This window comes from Aequorivita sp. Q41 (genome assembly GCF_039831855.1).
In the GTDB taxonomy this organism is placed as follows: domain Bacteria; phylum Bacteroidota; class Bacteroidia; order Flavobacteriales; family Flavobacteriaceae; genus Aequorivita.
In genome coordinates, this window is the sequence record NZ_JBDPMS010000001.1 from 1,665,328 (window position 1) to 1,682,196 (window position 16,869).

Consider the following 16,869-nt stretch of genomic DNA (forward strand, 5'->3'; position numbering starts at 1 on the left):
AAAAACTTGGAAATCTATTGACGGAATATATTAATCTATTCTCAATATGCCTTTTATCGAAGAACTATCAAATGGCAGTCTTGCAATGAATAAATTTCAGTTTTATATGTTACAGGATTCTTTATATCTAGAGCATTTTGGAAGAGCCCTTGCCTTGATTGGAGCCAAAGCTTATCATATTGACGATACCTTAGCCTATATACGATTTGCAGAAAATGCCCTTGTGGTGGAAAACGCTTTGCACGAATCTTATTTTAAGGATTTTGGGGTGTCGGATAAAGGGATCATTCAGCCAGTCTGCCATCACTATACACACTTTTTGAGAAGTACAGCAGCATTCGAACCTTATGAGGTTGCTATGGCCGCAACGTTACCTTGTTTTTGGATATATAAAAACGTAGGAGAATATATAATTGCCAATCACCAATCTTCCAATAATCCTTTTGAGAAGTGGATTGCAACTTATGGAGGTGAAGATTTTACTGAAGCCGTAAAAAATGCAATAAACTTATGCGATAAAGCAGCCCAAAGCAGCACACCCGCTATAAGAGAAAAGATGACTGAAGCCTTTATTACGGCATCACGTATGGAATACCAGTTTTGGGATGCCGCTTATAAAATGAAAAAATGGAACTAACACTAAAGAATAAACCCTTTTGGGTTTTACCCTTAAAATAAAATAGTCATTGGCTGTAATAAGGATTTAGAACAGTTACCTAGGAAATAGTAACGTGAAATAAAAAAGGAATGATGGAATTTAAACTAGATCAATCAATTGAAATCTTAAAAACAACGCCATTTGTCATAGAATCATACTTGTCAAGCCTTTCAAAAGGTTGGATAAATAATAATGAAGGGGAAGGCACTTGGAGTCCGTATGATATTCTTGGGCATTTGATTTTTGGTGAAAAATCAGATTGGATGACACGTATCAAAATAATTTTAAGTGATTCTGATAACAAGCTGTTTCAACCATTTGATAGATTTGCACAATTAAAGGAAGACCAAAACAAACCAATTGAAGCTATGATTCAAGAATTCAAAGATTTGAGAAAGAAGAACATTGAAAAATTAACTTCCCTAAATAACCAAGAAAAAAATTTAAGTCGTGTCGGAATCCATCCAGAGTTTGGTGAAGTGACACTTCAACAATTGTTGGCTACCTGGACAGTGCACGATTTAGGCCATATAGCACAAATATCACGAGTAATGGCAAAACAGTATTCCAAAGAAGTTGGGCCTTGGATGGAATACTTAAGTATTTTGAAAAAATAACAAAAATGTTTATAAAAGATAAGAAGGCGGTAATTTTTGATATGGACGGGGTGATAATCGATACGGAATTGATATGGAAACAGGCCGAAAAGGAAGTTTTTTCTTCTTTAGGGGCAAAAGTAATCGAAGAATATTCCAAAGAAACCCAATCAATGACAACCTCCGAGGTAACTCAATTTTGGTATAAAAAGTTTTCTTGGAGCAATATAGGCTTAAGAGAAGTGGAGCAGATGGTTGTGTCAAGAGTGGTTGAACTAATTGAATCAGAAGAGTGTTTAATAGATAGAGTGAAAATTTTTATTGAAAGATTAAAATCTAAAAATTATAAAATTGGATTGGCAACAAATTCTCCATTTGCAATTACTCCTCAAGTTTTGAAAAGGTTAGATGTAGCTCATTTATTCGATACTGTTTCTTCGGCAGAATTTGAAGAAAGAGGAAAGCCAGATCCAGCAATTTATTATACAACAGCCAAGAAGTTAGGCGTGGATCCTAAAGATTGTTTGGTGATTGAAGATTCATATTCAGGAATGTTGGCAGCAAAGAAAGCGGGAATGACAGTTGCATCTTTTACAAAAGGAAATAAGAAATCACACTTTGACATTGCCGATTATAGAATTGATAGTTTTGAATATGACAGAATAGTTTTAGTAAAAGTGAATTAAAACCTGCAGCTAACAAAGATGTGTATAAGCAATAGCTGGTTTAGTACTAAATCAAAGGTTTGTGCATATTATTAAGCGATTTTATAAATCTTTAAGAATTTAACCTACTTCCTCTTATCCCCAGATCGCTCATCAAAAGCAATCAAATTAAAAAGCTCACGCATCCGACTACGAACACGGTTTCCGTAGCGTTCTTCTAATTCCTCCGCATTTAGATTGGTGGTGGCGTGGGTTTTAATTTTGTGTTTAGTTTGCTGGTAAAGTTCATAGCGGGATAACAACACTTCGCCCATAACATTCAGATCCTTCCCGTAAAACCGTCCAGGAGGTTCAATGCCCAAATCATCAAAGCAGAAGAATTTAGTATTGCCATATTCTTCAATGGTTTTAAAACCAAGATGGTTAAAACTGAAAGTGACATTCCTGCAAGGTATTATCTCATATGGGCGTTGCAGCGGCACGATGTGGCGCAACAATTTCATCAAACTGGTCTTTCCACAGCCAACGGGCCCGGATAGTAAAATTCCCTTATCGATATCAATGCCATAGTGCTTACAATTTTCTTTGTCCTTGATAAAGTAGGAACAGAGCTTTAGCAGAATATCCTTATCCTCATCATAAATCCTGAATTTTTCTCCAAAAAGCAGTTTGCCCTTGGCATTCAAATAAATCAAGATTTTTGGGAAATCGTAAAGCACACTTTTACCATCAAACTCCCCAAGCGAATATTCCACACCACCTTCGGTTATTTTAGAGGGGTTGTCCATAATCCTTGTTTTTAGTAGTTCGCAGGTTGTCCTTTATTTGGGACGCTTCTTTTTTGTTTGGTTTGTTTTCCTGGTCAAACAATTCGGTTCTATCCATCCAGTTGATGGCCAATGCCTGCCAATCGCGAACCGCATTTCCGTCACTCGTTTTCCAATCGTTGGCTTCGTAATGGTCGAAGAATTTTTTTCCTTCATCAGCATCAAATCCTTTTTCATTAAAAAAAATAATAACAGCCTGCCTGCCCTTTGGCTGTTTATTATTGTTTACTTGTTTGGTATTGTTTATAGTAGATACCAATGCTTGTCCATTAATGGGACGGTGTTGGTACACTACTGGTTCACGTATGGGATGGTACTGTTCCGCAAGTTGTTCCAATATGGGATTGTACTGTCCCGTAACCGGTTCATCACTTGTCCCAATAATGGACATCTTGATTTTACTGCCTTTGTATGGGTTATTGGAGGGGAAATAGGAGAGGTACTCCCAAGCATCCAACTCGGTCACACATCTGTGGTAGGTAGATTTTGAACCGATTTTTGCCACACGCATAAGGTCGCGACGATTCACGTAAAATTCATCGGCAAAACGGCTGCTGTTCCATTCTTGGAACAATGCCATATACAGGCTGATATGGGTGGGATTCAGGCGGTCGTCAAAATAGAACCTTTCAAAAGCCGCATTTAGTAGCTTTATGTAGTTCATAGCCTATAAATTTAATCCGTGTTGTACACGGTTTGCATCCATTACGTTTTGAATTTCCGCTGCATCGTAATAAATGATCCCGCCTACCTTTGTATAGGGAAGTGTCCCATTGATCCGTAGGTTTTGTAATGTGCCTGGACTTACTTGGAGCAAGTCCATAACTTCCGAAGATTTAAGGTATTTCTTAGTGTTTCCGGAAGCTTGCTTGGTGAGAAGTTTTTTGATGTCATCGAGCAATTCCATTTTGAATTCCCGAAGATCGTCTGTAGTAATAATTGCTGTTGGCATAATAGAACGGTTTTAATGGAAGGGGCTATCGCACCGCTGTCAACTAATTTGATAGCCCCTGACCTGATTTAACTTTCGTTCTACAAATTTGAATAGGTTTATTGGGTTTTATTCACAAGTTGCACCCAAGTTGGGTGCAACTTTAACATATTGATTTTTAGTGTTGTTCAGTTGATTTTGGTAGCTTGAAAACTGAAAATGCTATCTAAAATGCTTTAAGATTTATTACTAAAACAAACACCCAAGTTGGGTTCAACTTGGGTGTTTGTTCTGTTAAGATTATTACTTTTATACTACTCATCTGCTTCCCTGATTTTTTTGATGAGACTTGTTTTCAATAAGTCCAAAAATCTAGCGAAATCCTCTTTACGTCCACGTATTTCCAGAAAACTACGGTAGTAATTTCCTAAGTCAATATCAAGAACCTTTTCAAAAGCGGTAGCCAAATCTTTGATATCTCCCTTTACTGCTCCAGATGCTATTAGCGCATAAACAAGTTCGATTAAATCAATTTTGTTTGAGGTCCAAGTGAGATTTAGGCTTTCCAATAATTTTTCATTGCTGGAAATTTTTCTTGTTGATTTTTTCAAGTCATTCAGTTCGTTAGTGTAATGATTCAGCAGTAAATCATATGCCAATATTTTTGCAACGGCATTGTCGTGACTTGTTGAAAATTCAGCATCGGTATAAAAATGGGAAGTGTCAGATAGAAGTCCGATGTTATCATTACCACGTAAAAAATAAAACTCGTCCAAAAAGGTTGCATTCTGCCTGTAATATTTGATGAACTCGCTATTGTAATAATAATATTCTTGTAGTTTTTTGATTTCATTATCCAAGTAAGTGCGTTTAGACTTATCGGTGCCTCTTGGTTTTTGTATTAAGTACTTATATAGTTTAGCATAAAATTTGAGATGTCCGTAGATAAATGGTTTTTGCTTTTTAAAAAATAGTATTTCATTTTCTTTATTGATAAAATTTCCTTTGCGTAGTACAACCCTTAATTTCTGTAGATATTTTCGTGATATTTTAATGCCTTTTTCAACATTCAAAAACTCACTCAGGTTTTTCTCGTTAACTTCAGCGAGAGCTAACTTACATTCATCAAGTATATGTTGTATTTCATTTGTCACGAATAAACTTCAATTAAATTTAGCGTAACCCACTAATATTTTAAGAGGTTAAATATGTATTTATAATAAATTAGGATGATTATAAAAGAAGCTGAAATTCTTGAAAAACCCATACTTAACCTTTTTTATCTCCCTTTAGCTTTTTCCCCACGAAGTGTCATCACTGTGCTTGTTACTGAAGCTGCTAGTTTTCCATTGCTTTTATAGATTTCGCATATATAACAACTTATTGTTTTTCCACTTTGTATTGGTTTAGCGACCGCTCTTAATGACTCTTTCCATACGGGACGAAAAAAGTTTGTTTTAAGTTCTATAGAAGTGAAACTCTCACCTTCATCTATTAAGGTAGAATGTGCCGTTCCAATTGCTGCATCTGCTAATTCACATAGGTATCCTCCGTGTATAGTACCCTGTTGGTTGCCGTATTTTAAAGGATCGGCATCTGCTTCAATAACTGCTGTTCCCTTATCCACTTCAGCTATCCTGAAACCTAGTGTTTTAGAAATAGCTGTTGGATAAATCATAAATGTGCGGTCATTTTCATCCAGACTTCCATTAATCATTTTATGGATATACTCTAGAACGGGTATTGTGTTCATAGGATTTATTGGTCTAGATTAATTCTGTCGTTTATATTGCCCGGAAATGATATTACCAAAAAGCGGAGTATTCTAGAGGCATCATTACAGATTTTATGAGGCTGGCCTATTTTGATTTTTATTCCTTCATTTTGCGAAATCACCCCTTTTTTTCCGTCCACTATAAAAGTGGCTTCACCTTCCAATATATAGAAGAACTGTTCTGTTTTTTTATGCAAGTGCAGTTGTTCTTCTGTTAGTGGAGGCATTATTTCTTCTTTTATAATGGCTTTCTTAGATTGAAAAAGCTCCCAAGCATTGCAATTATTTCCCCATTGATACTGCTTTGTATTGGTTTTATTTACTATCATAAACTATTGCTTTTACTTATAAATCATCGGTGTAATGTCGTTTGTCCTTTTCGTTTAAGAATTTACGCTGGTTGTAATCATTGGACTTATTTCTTACTATGGAAAGTGTTTTCCATTCTTCGTTTTTCAACATTTTAGCAATAAACACCAATTGTCCAATGTGATATGCATAGTGAGCTAGCTGCCTGTTCATCGCTTCAATGACGGTATGTCCATCATTTCGTATATAGATTATGGTTTCCAGATCAGATTCTGACAACTTGCTTAAAGCATCTATTAAACAAGCCCATCCTTTGTCCCAATACGTCATCAATTCATTCTTTGAAGACAATGGATTTTCAAATTCCGTATCACGATTCCGCCAAGCTTTTTCACCATCTGTGGTTAAAAAATCGGTAAACCGCGACAACATATTGCCTACCATATGATTTACGAGGATAGCAATGCTGTTGGCTTCTTGGTTGTACTGCCAGAACAATTGCTCTTCTCCTAATTGCTCCATAGCCTTTTCTCCTAACATTTTGTAGTAAAGAAATTGCTTTTCGATACTTTCTAAATAACTACTTTTCATTTTAATTGATATTAGGGTTTAAAACTTATAATGCGCCCTTACTTTACAGATTCTTTCTTCTTTATCAAACTCCATATATTCCGCCGAAAGAGAATCATTGACACTTTTATAAAACAAGACAACTGAATGAACGCCCTGTAGTTCGTGGTAAAACTCAAAGTTTAAAGAGGGGTATTTTTGTAGTGCTTTTGAAAAATATTCCTTTAATTCGTTTTTGCTACATATGTTGCCTTCATCCTTGATACCCATTTGTTTAATAATTGGCGAAATAAAATCAATGTCCTCGCTGTAATGCTCCATTATGGCATCCAAGTTGTGACTGTTCCAGGCATTGAGCCATTCTGTTGTAAATTTTGATATTTTCATTTGTCTTATTTTGTTAATGGATTTGATTGCTGTAGTTTTCATTTTCAAGTTGCATAAGCGTTACCAGGGATGTGGCCACAAGAGTTTCGCTACCTTGCTTTGCTACATAAATATCAGAGCGCACAACTGTTAGTATTTTGCCTCTTTTAATCACTTCAGCTTTTGCAATTAGATTTTCTCCAATGGCCGGACTTAGATAATTGATTTTTAATTCTACTGTAGCATAATACTGCGTGTTTGACTTTGTTAAAGCACTTGCATACGAGGACACATCTACCAAAGTAGCCATAGTTGCACCATTGAACATCCCAGCCGAGCGCATCATAAAATCTTTTTGAGGAACCCTGATTTCAAAATAGTCGTCATTTATATTTGATATTTCAGCACCGAAAAGCTGCATCAATTTAGAATTTTTAAAATTTTCAAAAAGTTCTGTTTTTAAGTTGTTTTCCATTTTACTTATGAATTTAACCAGTTGATTAATAAGTGCTTCATTAGGGTGTTGCACGACTTGATGTTTTTAAATCCTTGAAGAATTTCTTCTTGGGATTGGACAAAAGCAGCTTCCTTGAGTTCATTTGTGCCATTGTCCAACATTTGCATTAATGAGGTTTCTGTGACTTCCAGATGGAACTGTAGGCCTATTACATCTTTGGAATGATAGAACGCTTGATGCTTATTTCCTATAGAAGTAAGCAATTCAAAATTTCCATCAATGGGAATGCCAAAAGTATCGCCGTGCCAATGGAAAACGGTTTGGTCATTTTCAAAAAATTTGTACATCCATTGTATATTTCTGGCTGATGGGTTTGCCATTACGGAAAACCAGCCAATTTCTTTATTCTTTGCGGGATAGACTTTTGCACCAAGGCAAACCGCCATCAATTGTGCGCCAAGACAAATGCCCAGTACTTTTTTGCTTGCTTTTATACAATTGTTTATAAACACCTTTTCTTCAAACAACCAAGGATATGTATGTTCATCATAAACACTCATTGGTCCGCCCATAATGATTATAGCATCAATACTATCAATAGCTGGTAATGTATAGCCCTCTTCAAAAAAATGTGTGCCGGTTAGCTGATACCTGTTTTCATTTAACCAGGTTTCTATATAGCCCAAGCCTTCATAAGACACGTGTTGCAAATAATGGATGTTCATCATTTTAATTTTTAGTTTCGTTCCAGTAATAACTATCTGGGTAAATCCGCTCTCCAAAAATGGCCGTGCCGACCCTTACAATAGTAGCCCCTTCAGCTATTGCTATTTCAAGGTCACCGCTCATTCCCATAGAAAGCTCTTTCATTTCCACATTTGGAATTTGTAAGGCTTGTATTTCTTTTTGCAGGTTTTTCAATTTTTGAAAACAAGACCTAATTTTATCTTCCTCGGCACTGAACAATCCTATTGTCATTAACCCTTTTATATGTATATTTTTGTAGGTAGAAACAGCCTTTGCCAACTCGATGGTATTGTCGGGATGCACACCAAATTTGCTTTGTTCATTGGAGGTATTTACCTGAATGAATGCTTTCATTTCTTTCTTTTCAAAAGCCAACCTTTGATGCAATTTTGTCGCCAACGTTAAATGGTCTATAGATTGAATACAGGACACGTTGTATTTCAACAGCTCTTTGATTTTGTTTGTTTGTAGATGCCCTATAAAATGACTTTCGTGGGGAAAGCTTTTTAAAGCATCATATTTTTCCTTTATTTCCTGCACCTTATTTTCTCCAATCAAGGTTTGCCCTGATTGAAGGGCTATTTTAATCCGCTCGGCAGTAACGGTTTTTGTAGCCAAAAGTAGTTTTACCTCTTTAGGGTTTCGGTTACTTTTGATGCAGGCATTTTCTATTCTCTGCTGAATACGGTTTAGGTTGTTTAAAATTTGATTGTTCATTCTAACTTGATTTTTTCCTTTTGTTCCAATGTTCCTATCACTTTTGATTTTATAAGTGTGTAGGTATAATCTTTGGCTTCGGCAAAAGAGATTTGATATTTACGTTCTATGTCCTGTAATTTTTCAGGAAAGGGAGCTAATAATTGGTTGTAATATTTATCTAAAACTTCTTCTGTTGGCATTTTAAATTGGATGCTTAACTGGAATCTCCGCAATAAGGCCCAATCAATAATTTCAGGATGATTGGTGGCACATATCAGTAATGCATCAGTTGGATAATAATCTATCAACTGGATAATGGTATTGACCAGCCTTCTCATTTCTCCAACATCTTTGTCAGCACTTCCCCTTGATTTACCAATCTGGTCAAACTCATCTAAAAACAATACTGCTTTTTCTCTTGCCGCTTTATCAAAAACTCCTTTGATATTCTGTGATGTTTCTCCAATACGTGAGCAGATTACGTTACTTAAATCCAGTATCAATATATTTTTACCTAATGCATTTGCAATAGCTTTTGCTGTCATCGTTTTGCCACAGCCAGAGTTTCCCTCAAGTATAACCTTATTGTTTACAGGTAATCCGTATCTGTTAAGTTCATCTACATATTTATGTTCTTTAATTAATTGTTGGATGCTTTTGCTGTTTTCTTTGTTGAGAAAAACATCTTCTAAGCTTACACGGTCTTTATTATTTATAACTAGGTCAACTACATTCATCTAATAACTGTTAATGGAGGTCGGAAATGGATTCGAACCACTGTTAAAGGTATTGCGTACCCTTGCCTGACCACTCGGCCATCCGACCTTTACCCTAATTATTTCCTGCATTCTATTCAAGTCCATTCCATTTTTTGTTTGGTGTGAGTGATATGGGCTAAATGGTGTTTACAATGCCAAGTATACTTTGCCATTGCTTCATCTATTTTTAAATTTTTCCGAAGCTGTGGATGGAAAAAGTCTCTTTTCCAATCTTTTTCATTCAAACTGTCCAATAATGCTGCCCAGCGTTCGTGAACACCCTCCAGTATTTTCAAAGAGGGTTCAATCGGGAAACTATATGCGTCCAAAAGTGTTGCCCAAACGTCTTCTTCAAATGGTTTTATTACGGGGCTTTCTTCTGTAAGGGCATACTTGATTCGTGAAAAACAGCTCATATTACTATCCGCAAGGTGATGTACTACTTGCTTGATTGTCCAGCCACCTTCTCTATATGGGGTGTTCAATTTTTCATCCGTTAATGATGCTACCTCATTTATTATTTTTTCTGGGAACGAAGCAATTATGGAGATGTAATCTGAACGCATTTCTTTGGTAATGGAAGATGGTTCTACATAGTTTCCAATCGGATATTTTTCTAGGTTTATCTTTGACATAATTTTGATTTTAAATAAAATGATTCCAGTGGTACTTATCTGTAGTTCTTCCTCGTCTTATGTTGTCCAATTCCTTTTTTAAGCGGTACATAACAGCATCGTTTTCAATATAAGGGAAGTAGTCAACTTCTTGAATTTGCACACAGGAGATAGGTGAGATTACAGCAGCAGTTCCAACCCCAAAGAGTTCAACCCGATTTCCTGATTCCAGTTGTTCTTTAAGTTCCTTCCAACTCACAGGTCTTTCTTCCACCTGTATGCCTAAATCCTTTGCTATTTGAAGAATAGAACTGCGTGTTACGCCATCTAGGATAGAAGAGCTAAGCTTGGGAGTGACCAATTTGTTATCCATAAAAAGCATCAGATTCATCGTTCCCGACTCTTCTATAAATTCGTGGGTTTTGGCATCTGTCCAAATTACTTGGTCAAAACCTTGCTCATTTGCCTTTTTGGTGGCAAAGAGCGCAGCCCCGTAATTCCCTCCACATTTTGCATAGCCAGCACCACCTTCCGCAGCCCTAACATAATCTGTTTCTACTTTCACCCGAACAGGTTTGGGATAGTATAATCCCATAGGGGTACAGGTAATACAGAACAAATATTCATCCGCAATTTTAACACCTAAACGGGGCTCAGTTGCAATGATGAAGGGACGAATGTATAAGCTAACACCTTCTTCTTTAGGAATCCAATGTTGTTCCAATTGGACTAGTTTCTCTAGGGCATTTAAGAATAATTCCTCTTCTATTCCAGGCATACACATTCGCTCCAAGGAACGGTTAAACCTTTTGTGGTGTTTTTTAGGGCGAAATATGTGAACTTTTCCATCGTCTTGCCTAAAAGCCTTCATCCCTTCAAACACCGTTTGGCCATAGTGAAAGCATAGGGCAAATGGACTAATGGTCAAGGAATGAAAGGGCTCTATTCTTGGGTTAACCCATTTTCCGTTTTTAAATTCAGCTAGGAAAAAATGGTCTGTGGGAGTTTCCCCAAACTGGAACGATTTAAAATTGAACCTTTCCCATCCATTTTCCTTGTTTTTGGTGGTCTCTATTTTTATAGTATTCATAAGTATTGTATTTTATAAGATTAGCTCCATCATTACGTCGGCTCTTATGTATTTACCGTCTTCCAATGGTATTTCTTTGAAGTCGTGTTTTTGGTATATGTTCAATGCTAATGTTAACTTTCTCTGAGAGTATAGAATCAACTTCATCGCTTTCATTAGCCTCGCTTTATCAATAGCGCCTTGACATAAGATTTTTCCAGCTCCAAGCCCTTGGTAAGATTCGTCTACTGCCATTTTGGTCAGTTCCATTACTCCATCACCTATATGTTTTAATGCAACCGTTCCTATAATTTTGCCTTTATATTGAGCAAACAAAATACAGCCTCCATCATTTAATATGGCCTCTTCTGGATGTGTTAGTACATATTCATCCAAGGGCTCAACAGTATAATATTTTGTGAGCCAAGCCTTGTTGAATTGCTCAAAATAAGGCTGCCACTCTGGGCGGTAATCTACTAATGCAATGTTACATATCAGTTTTTCCAATTGGTGCCTTTTAATGATTTCCACGCCTATATTTTGGATTTCGTTAATCCCTTTTTCATACAGTCCAGATAGGGCTGTAGGGACAATCCCAATTTTAAAATCCCGCTCACTGGCCTGATAGATAGTTGTCCTGGGACAGTTTGGAAAATTGCAGCCTACTATCAACAATGAATCAATTCCCTTTTTATAAAGAAAAGATTCGAGTTCCGTTTGATAGAATGCACCCCATCTGGGTTTGTACATCACATAATCAACGGTTGCTATTTTTAAGATGTCTCCAGAAAGGAGTTTACTGTGGTTTGGTGCTATGCTATTTACAGGGAGTAATGCCGGAATGATTTGGGCACCTTCTGAATGAGGCTTGACAATCTTTTTGCCGTTTTCAATTAGAGCACGTCTGCATAGATCCACATTACTGCCATCTTCTTTGTAAAGTCTGATGATATGGATAATCGGGCGATTATGTTTGCGGAACGCATTGGCAATTTCTGAGATATGAGGTACAACTTCCAGAGTGCCTTCAATAGGTGAAGCCCCATTCAAAAGGGTAAAATCCTTTTGCATATCTATGATCAAAAGTGCAGAATTCCGCCAATTTAATTTTGTATAATCCATTGCTTTTAATTTATTTATCCGTAATCTCCACTTTTTTTATTTCCGTTTTAATTTTGGGGACTTTATACCCTTTATTAATAAAATAAACTCCTCCTAGAGCAGCTATTAAGGCTAGTATAGTAATATTTGTCATTTTTTCATTCAAGAATAAAAAACCTAATGACAATGCAATAAAGGGATTGAAGTAGGCATAAATGGAGGATAGTCCCAAAGGAAGTTTTTCGAGCGCATAGACAAAGCAACTATACGCCAGTATGGACCCGAAAACGATTAGATATAATAAGGACCAAATGCTCTCACTGGACACCATCCCTAAACGGGTTAAATCATCAAAAACTGGACACATAAGCAAAAGAGCCAAACCTCCAAGAATCAGTTGAACCGATGCATTGGTGATTATATTGCTTTTAGGCGGTCTGTGTTTGGCATAAATAGCTCCCGTTGCCCAAGCAAGACAAGCTCCAAATGCCACTAACATCCCAATAAGGTAATCTGTGTTGGTTACATCTTGTATGTTGTCCTTGAATATCAATACAATCCCTATGCTTCCCAGTAATAATCCTATGATAATCTTTGCATTTGGAAATTGACGGTCTGCACCGCTGAGATAGTTTAGAGCTACTACATAAACGGGCATAATAGAAACAATGAGTGCGGCCAAGCCACTAGGAATGTATTTCTCGCTCCATCCAATAACGCCATTTCCCAGAGCTACCATAAGGACTCCTGGAACGGCTTGCCTTTTGATATCCGATTTTGACAGCTTGCTTAATCTGCCCGAGAGTTTAAGCGCTATGAGCATTAAAATGCCTGCTATGGTATGGCGGATTCCTGAAAATAGGAACGGAGGAAATGTAGCCACTCCTATTCGCATAGCAAAGTAGGTCGTTCCCCAGACAATACAAACAACAGCTAGAGCTATATATGCCAATAGAGGTTTCTTTTCCATAGTTGTCGATATTAAATTTATACCCTGTTTTGTTCCCAGTCCCAGACTACGATATGCCAATCCTGTGTCCCATCGAAATAAGTGTGCAGAATACGAAATCCAATTTTTTCGTGAGCCTTTAGGGAACGTTTGTTTGTTACTGCTATCTCTGTTAAACAAAGGCTATACACTGTACTTAAATCAACTTGCATTTGTTGGTACATTTGAGAAAGAAGTCCCAAACCCCTACTGTCTTTATCAATACAGACTTGACCTGATATAACATAGCTGTAGTTTTCCAATCCAAAGGATTTATAGGTAATATCCTTGAACTCTTGAAACATTGGTTTTAACAGTGGGAATTCCGATTTTAACGAACGAACTAATGTCAATACATATCCAACTACATTGTCTCCATTGATTGCAATGTATTGCGGTGCCTTGGAAGACATTTTTTTCAAAACCCCAAAATCGTGTTTTAGGGTAACAAATCCATTGATCTCCTTTTCTAAAATTGGAATGTTCTCAATATGGTTCTGTTCCTGTAAGGAAAGAATACCTTCAAATTCTGCTTGACTTTGAGCTATTTTGATATGTGTATTTTGGCTTGTCATCTGATTAAAAAACTATTTATCAACAAATTTCGATAAAAATAATTAATGGGTACAGATACATTTTTGTTATATTTGTAGGGTACAGATTTTTAATAACTAATGGGAAAAGATTTATTATATGTTCGAATAGCCAAGGCTTTGGAAAAGCAGATAAAGAATAAGGTTTTGTCATCTGGGGACAAACTACCTTCTTTAAGAACCATAAAAGAGGAATATGGTGTGAGTATGAACACCGCTACACAGGCCTTTCTGGAACTCGAAAAATGGGGTTTGATAGAGTCTGTTCCACGTTCAGGGTTTTATGTAAGCAATCTTACCGAGCGGCAATTGAAGACTCCTGAAACAAGCAATCCATCTGCTTCTACTGTTCAGGAAGAAGCAGAGCAATTAATTACAAAAGTATACCGCTCTCTTACTGATACTTCAATAACACGATTGTCCTTGGGCGTACCGGACCATCAGTTGGTTCCAATCGCAAAACTTAATAAATCTTTGATCCATTCTATGCGTAATTTAGGTGGTGGAGGAACCGATTATGAGGAAATTCAAGGTAACAGAAAATTAAGGAAGTATATTGCCAGATGGTCATTTACTTGGGGAGGTGATTTTAGTGAAGAAGATTTCGTTACCACGGCTGGGTCAATGAACGCCATTTCTTTTTGTTTGATGGCACTGACCAAACGAGGGGATACTATTGCTGTCGAGAGTCCTATTTATTTCGGCATCCTGCAATTGGCCAAAAGTTTAGGTCTACACGTCTTGGAGATGCCCACACATCCTGTAACAGGTATGGATTTGCAAGCATTAAAGAAGGTTGTCCCTAAAATAAAGGTTTGTTTAATCGTCAGTAATTTTAGTAACCCATTGGGAAGTTGTATGCCCGAAGCCCATAAAAAGGAACTTGTTTCTATGCTTGCAGCTCACGATATTCCAATTATTGAAAATGACCTATACGGCGATGTTTATTTTGGGGATAGCAGGCCGAAACCTTGCAAAGCTTTTGATATGACAGGAAATGTATTATGGTGTGGTTCGGTTTCCAAGACCCTAGCTCCCGGTTACAGGGTGGGGTGGGTTGCACCGGGGAAATATCTTGCTAAGATCAATCATTTAAAACTGTTGCACTCGGTATCCTCAACGACCATCACCCAAGAAGCTATTGCCCATTTCTTGGAAAATGGCAGGTACGAAAACCATTTAAAGAAAATGAGAAGGACTTTGGCTACTAACAGTTTACATTTTAAGCGTGCCATTTCCGCTTATTTTCCTGAAAACACGAAAGTCAGTAATCCGCAGGGAGGATTTATGCTCTGGGTGGAACTAGACCCTAAAATCGATACGGCAACACTTTATGAAAAAGCGATGGAACATAAAATAAGTATTGCTCCAGGTAGGATGTTTACACTTCAAGATCAATTCCATAATTGTATGCGGATTAGTTATGGACAACAATGGACAGCACAATTGGAGAGTAAGCTGAAACAACTGGGAAATATTGCTAAAAGGATGTTTTAAACCTATCATATAACTAAATTGTCACTGACGTGATAATCGAGCAATAGCCTTTTGGTTCTTTCTTTCATTTTTTCAACCTGTTTTAGATTTTCCTTGAGATATTTTTCTGTGTGTTTTGTAATCTGTTCAGGATCGAACTCTGTTTTTTCGGTAATCATTTTATAATATATCGAAGCTATTTTTCGTGCTGTGACCACGACGGCCCGTTTTTCGCCACTTTTTGCATTCTTTCTTCGTAAGTAGTCGCCAATGGGGTTTCGTGCTCTCCATTAGGCACTTGTCGCATCCTTGAATCCCTGACCAACTGTGCTTTTTTTTCTTACCCTGCTGTAAATAACTTTTCCGCCCGTGATCTTATTGTTGGGTACTACGTTGAGCCAAGACAAAAATTGTTTTTCTGTCGGGAATTTTTCTTTTAGGTCCATTCCCGTCTCGGAAAATATGGCAAGTGCTGTAGTTTTTTTGATCCCATAAATTTTTGTTACCTGAACTCCCAAAGCCTGATACAAATATTGCGACACGTTAAAATTTGGATTGTTTTTGGACTTTTGCACTTTATCTACCGTTTTCGATATTGGGGAGCATGACATTTCTTTGATAGCTTTTCACTTTCCACATCATATTGACAAAGATAGTCTTGTTAAAAAATAATGTTTATAAGCTAACCGTAAGTTAAATACCTGCTCTTCTCGCCAGTTTCCCTCTAAGGATTTAATCAGTGTTTCTTCTAAGGTCTTTATCCGCCAGTCCCCTATATCGGGCCAGTATTTTTGGGTCTCGTTCGCCATTCTGTATCTCCGTAATGATTTCCGTTCCAGTCTTTCCGTTAAATCCTGTATTACTTGGTTCAATTTAATGTTCATTTGCTCCAATGCTTTCTACATCCGCTGGATTTCCGTGGTCATCTGTCTGATGGTGTTTTTTCTTTGTCTCCCGTAATTGCACAAAGACCGGGTAAGCTTATCCAGTTGAAAGCTAGCGCACAACAGATAAAATGTTTGCAACGTGTATCGCTTACAGCGCTTTTCCTTCCAGGTACGTTTTTTACATGGTACGCATTGACCAAATAAACCTCGAAATCATAATCAAGTAGGATAGTGTACAGATCTAACCAATAAACAACTGACGATTCCATTGCAATCGTATCTACCCCGCACTCTTTCAACCACCTTGCCAATTGATGCAGATTTCTTGTGAAACCTTGAAAAGTCCTTACGGATTCCTTTGCGCTGTCTTCCCGGACTGCTACCAAATGCTCGGTCGAGGATACATCAATACCTGCGGCATTTAGATTTTCCAATTTTGTTGCCATTGTTTGAAAGCTTTATTGGAATGGAGAACCGGCATACTTAAAATTGAATATTCTATTATAAGGGATCTATGTCACCAATAGGTAATCTAACAGTATTAATACCTAAACTGAGTTAGGGGCTTTAAAGCACCATTGTTTAAAAGATTTGATTTTAAGTATGCCTGTTTTGCATCAGTTAAAGATAATCAGGCTCGAGTTATCGATATAGATTATATGAGCTCGCCCATCGAGGAACTGAGTTCGGTCTAAGCTTTTAATAAAACAAGGCTAGCTGGGATGTATTTTATGTTTCAAATCAATAGCGTCCTAAACGATTAATAAGAGAAAGGGAGTTCTGT

23 protein-coding genes and 1 tRNA gene are annotated in these 16,869 nt (G+C 37.1%); 4 read left to right on the forward strand and 20 right to left on the reverse strand.

The features are described 5' to 3' along the window. The first annotated feature begins 46 nt into the window (after positions 1 to 46). The 3 genes from tenA to ABJ955_RS07625 all read left to right on the forward strand — a co-directional run bounded on the left by tenA (position 47) and on the right by ABJ955_RS07625 (position 1,940). Positions 47 to 637 (forward strand): thiaminase II, encoded by a 591-nt coding sequence (tenA, locus tag ABJ955_RS07615; protein WP_347373989.1) that lies wholly within the window; start codon positions 47 to 49, stop codon positions 635 to 637. Positions 638 to 747: 110 nt separating this feature from the next. Continuing rightward, positions 748 to 1,275, forward strand: a complete 528-nt coding sequence (locus ABJ955_RS07620; protein ID WP_286106079.1) for a DinB family protein — start codon at positions 748 to 750, stop codon at positions 1,273 to 1,275. 5 nt (positions 1,276 to 1,280) lie between these two features. After that, positions 1,281 to 1,940, forward strand: coding sequence for an HAD-IA family hydrolase (locus ABJ955_RS07625; protein WP_347373990.1), 660 nt, complete (start codon positions 1,281 to 1,283; stop codon positions 1,938 to 1,940). Between the two features lie 104 nt (positions 1,941 to 2,044). Here the strand turns inward: ABJ955_RS07625 and ABJ955_RS07630 are convergent, their stop codons facing one another. The 18 genes from ABJ955_RS07630 to ABJ955_RS07715 all read right to left on the reverse strand — a co-directional run bounded on the left by ABJ955_RS07630 (position 2,045) and on the right by ABJ955_RS07715 (position 13,704). After that, positions 2,045 to 2,707: an ATPase gene (locus ABJ955_RS07630; protein WP_347373991.1), complete on the reverse strand. Its 663-nt coding sequence runs from the start codon at positions 2,705 to 2,707 to the stop codon at positions 2,045 to 2,047. Beyond that, entirely contained in the window at positions 2,691 to 3,410 is a 720-nt protein-coding gene (locus tag ABJ955_RS07635) for a hypothetical protein (protein ID WP_347373992.1), read from the reverse strand. The genes ABJ955_RS07630 and ABJ955_RS07635 overlap by 17 nt, the downstream gene beginning before the upstream one ends. Before the next feature lie 3 nt (positions 3,411 to 3,413). After that, the gene (locus tag ABJ955_RS07640; protein ID WP_286105181.1) at positions 3,414 to 3,698 is read right to left on the reverse strand and encodes a helix-turn-helix domain-containing protein; all 285 of its coding nucleotides are present in this window, start codon (positions 3,696 to 3,698) and stop codon (positions 3,414 to 3,416) included. 293 nt (positions 3,699 to 3,991) lie between these two features. Beyond that, a complete protein-coding gene (locus tag ABJ955_RS07645; RefSeq protein ID WP_347373993.1) occupies positions 3,992 to 4,831 on the reverse strand; it encodes an RteC domain-containing protein in 840 nt (279 codons plus the stop codon). A gap of 125 nt (positions 4,832 to 4,956) precedes the next feature. Beyond that, on the reverse strand, positions 4,957 to 5,430 hold the full coding sequence (locus tag ABJ955_RS07650) for a PaaI family thioesterase (RefSeq protein ID WP_347373994.1): 474 nt from the start codon (positions 5,428 to 5,430) through the stop codon (positions 4,957 to 4,959). 5 nt (positions 5,431 to 5,435) lie between these two features. Then, complete coding sequence (locus ABJ955_RS07655) at positions 5,436 to 5,780, reverse strand: cupin domain-containing protein (RefSeq protein WP_347373995.1); 345 nt, start codon at positions 5,778 to 5,780, stop codon at positions 5,436 to 5,438. Positions 5,781 to 5,796: 16 nt separating this feature from the next. Next, positions 5,797 to 6,351 carry a DUF1572 family protein gene (locus ABJ955_RS07660; protein WP_347373996.1) on the reverse strand — a complete coding sequence of 185 codons (555 nt, stop codon included), beginning with the start codon at positions 6,349 to 6,351 and terminating at the stop codon, positions 5,797 to 5,799. Between the two features lie 18 nt (positions 6,352 to 6,369). Continuing rightward, complete coding sequence (locus tag ABJ955_RS07665) at positions 6,370 to 6,717, reverse strand: nuclear transport factor 2 family protein (RefSeq protein WP_347373997.1); 348 nt, start codon at positions 6,715 to 6,717, stop codon at positions 6,370 to 6,372. A 13-nt stretch (positions 6,718 to 6,730) separates the two neighbouring features. Then, complete coding sequence (locus ABJ955_RS07670; protein ID WP_347373998.1) at positions 6,731 to 7,171, reverse strand: PaaI family thioesterase; 441 nt, start codon at positions 7,169 to 7,171, stop codon at positions 6,731 to 6,733. Between the two features lie 5 nt (positions 7,172 to 7,176). Then, a complete protein-coding gene (locus ABJ955_RS07675) occupies positions 7,177 to 7,881 on the reverse strand; it encodes a type 1 glutamine amidotransferase (RefSeq protein ID WP_347373999.1) in 705 nt (234 codons plus the stop codon). 1 nt (position 7,882) lies between these two features. Beyond that, on the reverse strand, positions 7,883 to 8,617 hold the full coding sequence (locus tag ABJ955_RS07680) for a YggS family pyridoxal phosphate-dependent enzyme (RefSeq protein WP_347374000.1): 735 nt from the start codon (positions 8,615 to 8,617) through the stop codon (positions 7,883 to 7,885). Beyond that, a complete protein-coding gene (locus tag ABJ955_RS07685) occupies positions 8,614 to 9,336 on the reverse strand; it encodes an ATP-binding protein (RefSeq protein WP_347374001.1) in 723 nt (240 codons plus the stop codon). The genes ABJ955_RS07680 and ABJ955_RS07685 overlap by 4 nt, the downstream gene beginning before the upstream one ends. 14 nt (positions 9,337 to 9,350) lie before the next feature. Then, a tRNA-Cys gene (locus tag ABJ955_RS07690) sits at positions 9,351 to 9,424 on the reverse strand. 28 nt (positions 9,425 to 9,452) lie between these two features. Next, positions 9,453 to 9,992: a YfiT family bacillithiol transferase gene (locus tag ABJ955_RS07695; RefSeq protein WP_347374002.1), complete on the reverse strand. Its 540-nt coding sequence runs from the start codon at positions 9,990 to 9,992 to the stop codon at positions 9,453 to 9,455. 10 nt (positions 9,993 to 10,002) lie between these two features. Continuing rightward, on the reverse strand, positions 10,003 to 11,061 hold the full coding sequence (locus ABJ955_RS07700) for a branched-chain amino acid aminotransferase (protein WP_347374003.1): 1,059 nt from the start codon (positions 11,059 to 11,061) through the stop codon (positions 10,003 to 10,005). A 12-nt stretch (positions 11,062 to 11,073) separates the two neighbouring features. Next, the gene (locus tag ABJ955_RS07705) at positions 11,074 to 12,162 is read right to left on the reverse strand and encodes an isochorismatase family protein (RefSeq protein ID WP_347374004.1); all 1,089 of its coding nucleotides are present in this window, start codon (positions 12,160 to 12,162) and stop codon (positions 11,074 to 11,076) included. A 10-nt stretch (positions 12,163 to 12,172) separates the two neighbouring features. Next, complete coding sequence (locus ABJ955_RS07710; RefSeq protein WP_347374005.1) at positions 12,173 to 13,111, reverse strand: EamA family transporter; 939 nt, start codon at positions 13,109 to 13,111, stop codon at positions 12,173 to 12,175. A 17-nt stretch (positions 13,112 to 13,128) separates the two neighbouring features. Continuing rightward, complete coding sequence (locus ABJ955_RS07715) at positions 13,129 to 13,704, reverse strand: GNAT family protein (RefSeq protein WP_347374006.1); 576 nt, start codon at positions 13,702 to 13,704, stop codon at positions 13,129 to 13,131. A 99-nt stretch (positions 13,705 to 13,803) separates the two neighbouring features. Between ABJ955_RS07715 and ABJ955_RS07720 the strand changes: the two genes are divergently transcribed. Continuing rightward, a complete protein-coding gene (locus ABJ955_RS07720) occupies positions 13,804 to 15,219 on the forward strand; it encodes a PLP-dependent aminotransferase family protein (RefSeq protein ID WP_347374007.1) in 1,416 nt (471 codons plus the stop codon). A gap of 269 nt (positions 15,220 to 15,488) precedes the next feature. On the opposite strand, the gene ABJ955_RS07725 is transcribed toward ABJ955_RS07720, so the two are convergent. Next, positions 15,489 to 15,773: a transposase gene (locus tag ABJ955_RS07725; RefSeq protein WP_347374008.1), complete on the reverse strand. Its 285-nt coding sequence runs from the start codon at positions 15,771 to 15,773 to the stop codon at positions 15,489 to 15,491. 347 nt (positions 15,774 to 16,120) lie between these two features. Further along, a complete protein-coding gene (locus ABJ955_RS07730) occupies positions 16,121 to 16,531 on the reverse strand; it encodes a transposase (RefSeq protein WP_347374009.1) in 411 nt (136 codons plus the stop codon). Between the last annotated feature and the right edge of the window lie 338 nt (positions 16,532 to 16,869).

Bases quoted from the DNA above. Each gene is read 5' to 3' on its own strand.
- tenA (WP_347373989.1), top strand. From the start codon at position 47: ATGCCTTTTATCGAAGAACTATCAAATGGCAGTCTTGCAATGAATAAA.
- ABJ955_RS07620 (WP_286106079.1), top strand. From the start codon at position 748: ATGATGGAATTTAAACTAGATCAATCAATTGAAATCTTAAAAACAACG.
- ABJ955_RS07625 (WP_347373990.1), top strand. From the start codon at position 1,281: ATGTTTATAAAAGATAAGAAGGCGGTAATTTTTGATATGGACGGGGTG.
- ABJ955_RS07630 (WP_347373991.1), bottom strand. From the start codon at position 2,707: ATGGACAACCCCTCTAAAATAACCGAAGGTGGTGTGGAATATTCGCTT.
- ABJ955_RS07635 (WP_347373992.1), bottom strand. From the start codon at position 3,410: ATGAACTACATAAAGCTACTAAATGCGGCTTTTGAAAGGTTCTATTTT.
- ABJ955_RS07640 (WP_286105181.1), bottom strand. From the start codon at position 3,698: ATGCCAACAGCAATTATTACTACAGACGATCTTCGGGAATTCAAAATG.
- ABJ955_RS07650 (WP_347373994.1), bottom strand. From the start codon at position 5,430: ATGAACACAATACCCGTTCTAGAGTATATCCATAAAATGATTAATGGA.
- ABJ955_RS07655 (WP_347373995.1), bottom strand. From the start codon at position 5,780: ATGATAGTAAATAAAACCAATACAAAGCAGTATCAATGGGGAAATAAT.
- ABJ955_RS07660 (WP_347373996.1), bottom strand. From the start codon at position 6,351: ATGAAAAGTAGTTATTTAGAAAGTATCGAAAAGCAATTTCTTTACTAC.
- ABJ955_RS07665 (WP_347373997.1), bottom strand. From the start codon at position 6,717: ATGAAAATATCAAAATTTACAACAGAATGGCTCAATGCCTGGAACAGT.
- ABJ955_RS07670 (WP_347373998.1), bottom strand. From the start codon at position 7,171: ATGGAAAACAACTTAAAAACAGAACTTTTTGAAAATTTTAAAAATTCT.
- ABJ955_RS07675 (WP_347373999.1), bottom strand. From the start codon at position 7,881: ATGATGAACATCCATTATTTGCAACACGTGTCTTATGAAGGCTTGGGC.
- ABJ955_RS07680 (WP_347374000.1), bottom strand. From the start codon at position 8,617: ATGAACAATCAAATTTTAAACAACCTAAACCGTATTCAGCAGAGAATA.
- ABJ955_RS07685 (WP_347374001.1), bottom strand. From the start codon at position 9,336: ATGAATGTAGTTGACCTAGTTATAAATAATAAAGACCGTGTAAGCTTA.
- ABJ955_RS07695 (WP_347374002.1), bottom strand. From the start codon at position 9,992: ATGTCAAAGATAAACCTAGAAAAATATCCGATTGGAAACTATGTAGAA.
- ABJ955_RS07700 (WP_347374003.1), bottom strand. From the start codon at position 11,061: ATGAATACTATAAAAATAGAGACCACCAAAAACAAGGAAAATGGATGG.
- ABJ955_RS07705 (WP_347374004.1), bottom strand. From the start codon at position 12,162: ATGGATTATACAAAATTAAATTGGCGGAATTCTGCACTTTTGATCATA.
- ABJ955_RS07710 (WP_347374005.1), bottom strand. From the start codon at position 13,111: ATGGAAAAGAAACCTCTATTGGCATATATAGCTCTAGCTGTTGTTTGT.
- ABJ955_RS07715 (WP_347374006.1), bottom strand. From the start codon at position 13,704: ATGACAAGCCAAAATACACATATCAAAATAGCTCAAAGTCAAGCAGAA.
- ABJ955_RS07720 (WP_347374007.1), top strand. From the start codon at position 13,804: ATGGGAAAAGATTTATTATATGTTCGAATAGCCAAGGCTTTGGAAAAG.
- ABJ955_RS07730 (WP_347374009.1), bottom strand. From the start codon at position 16,531: ATGGCAACAAAATTGGAAAATCTAAATGCCGCAGGTATTGATGTATCC.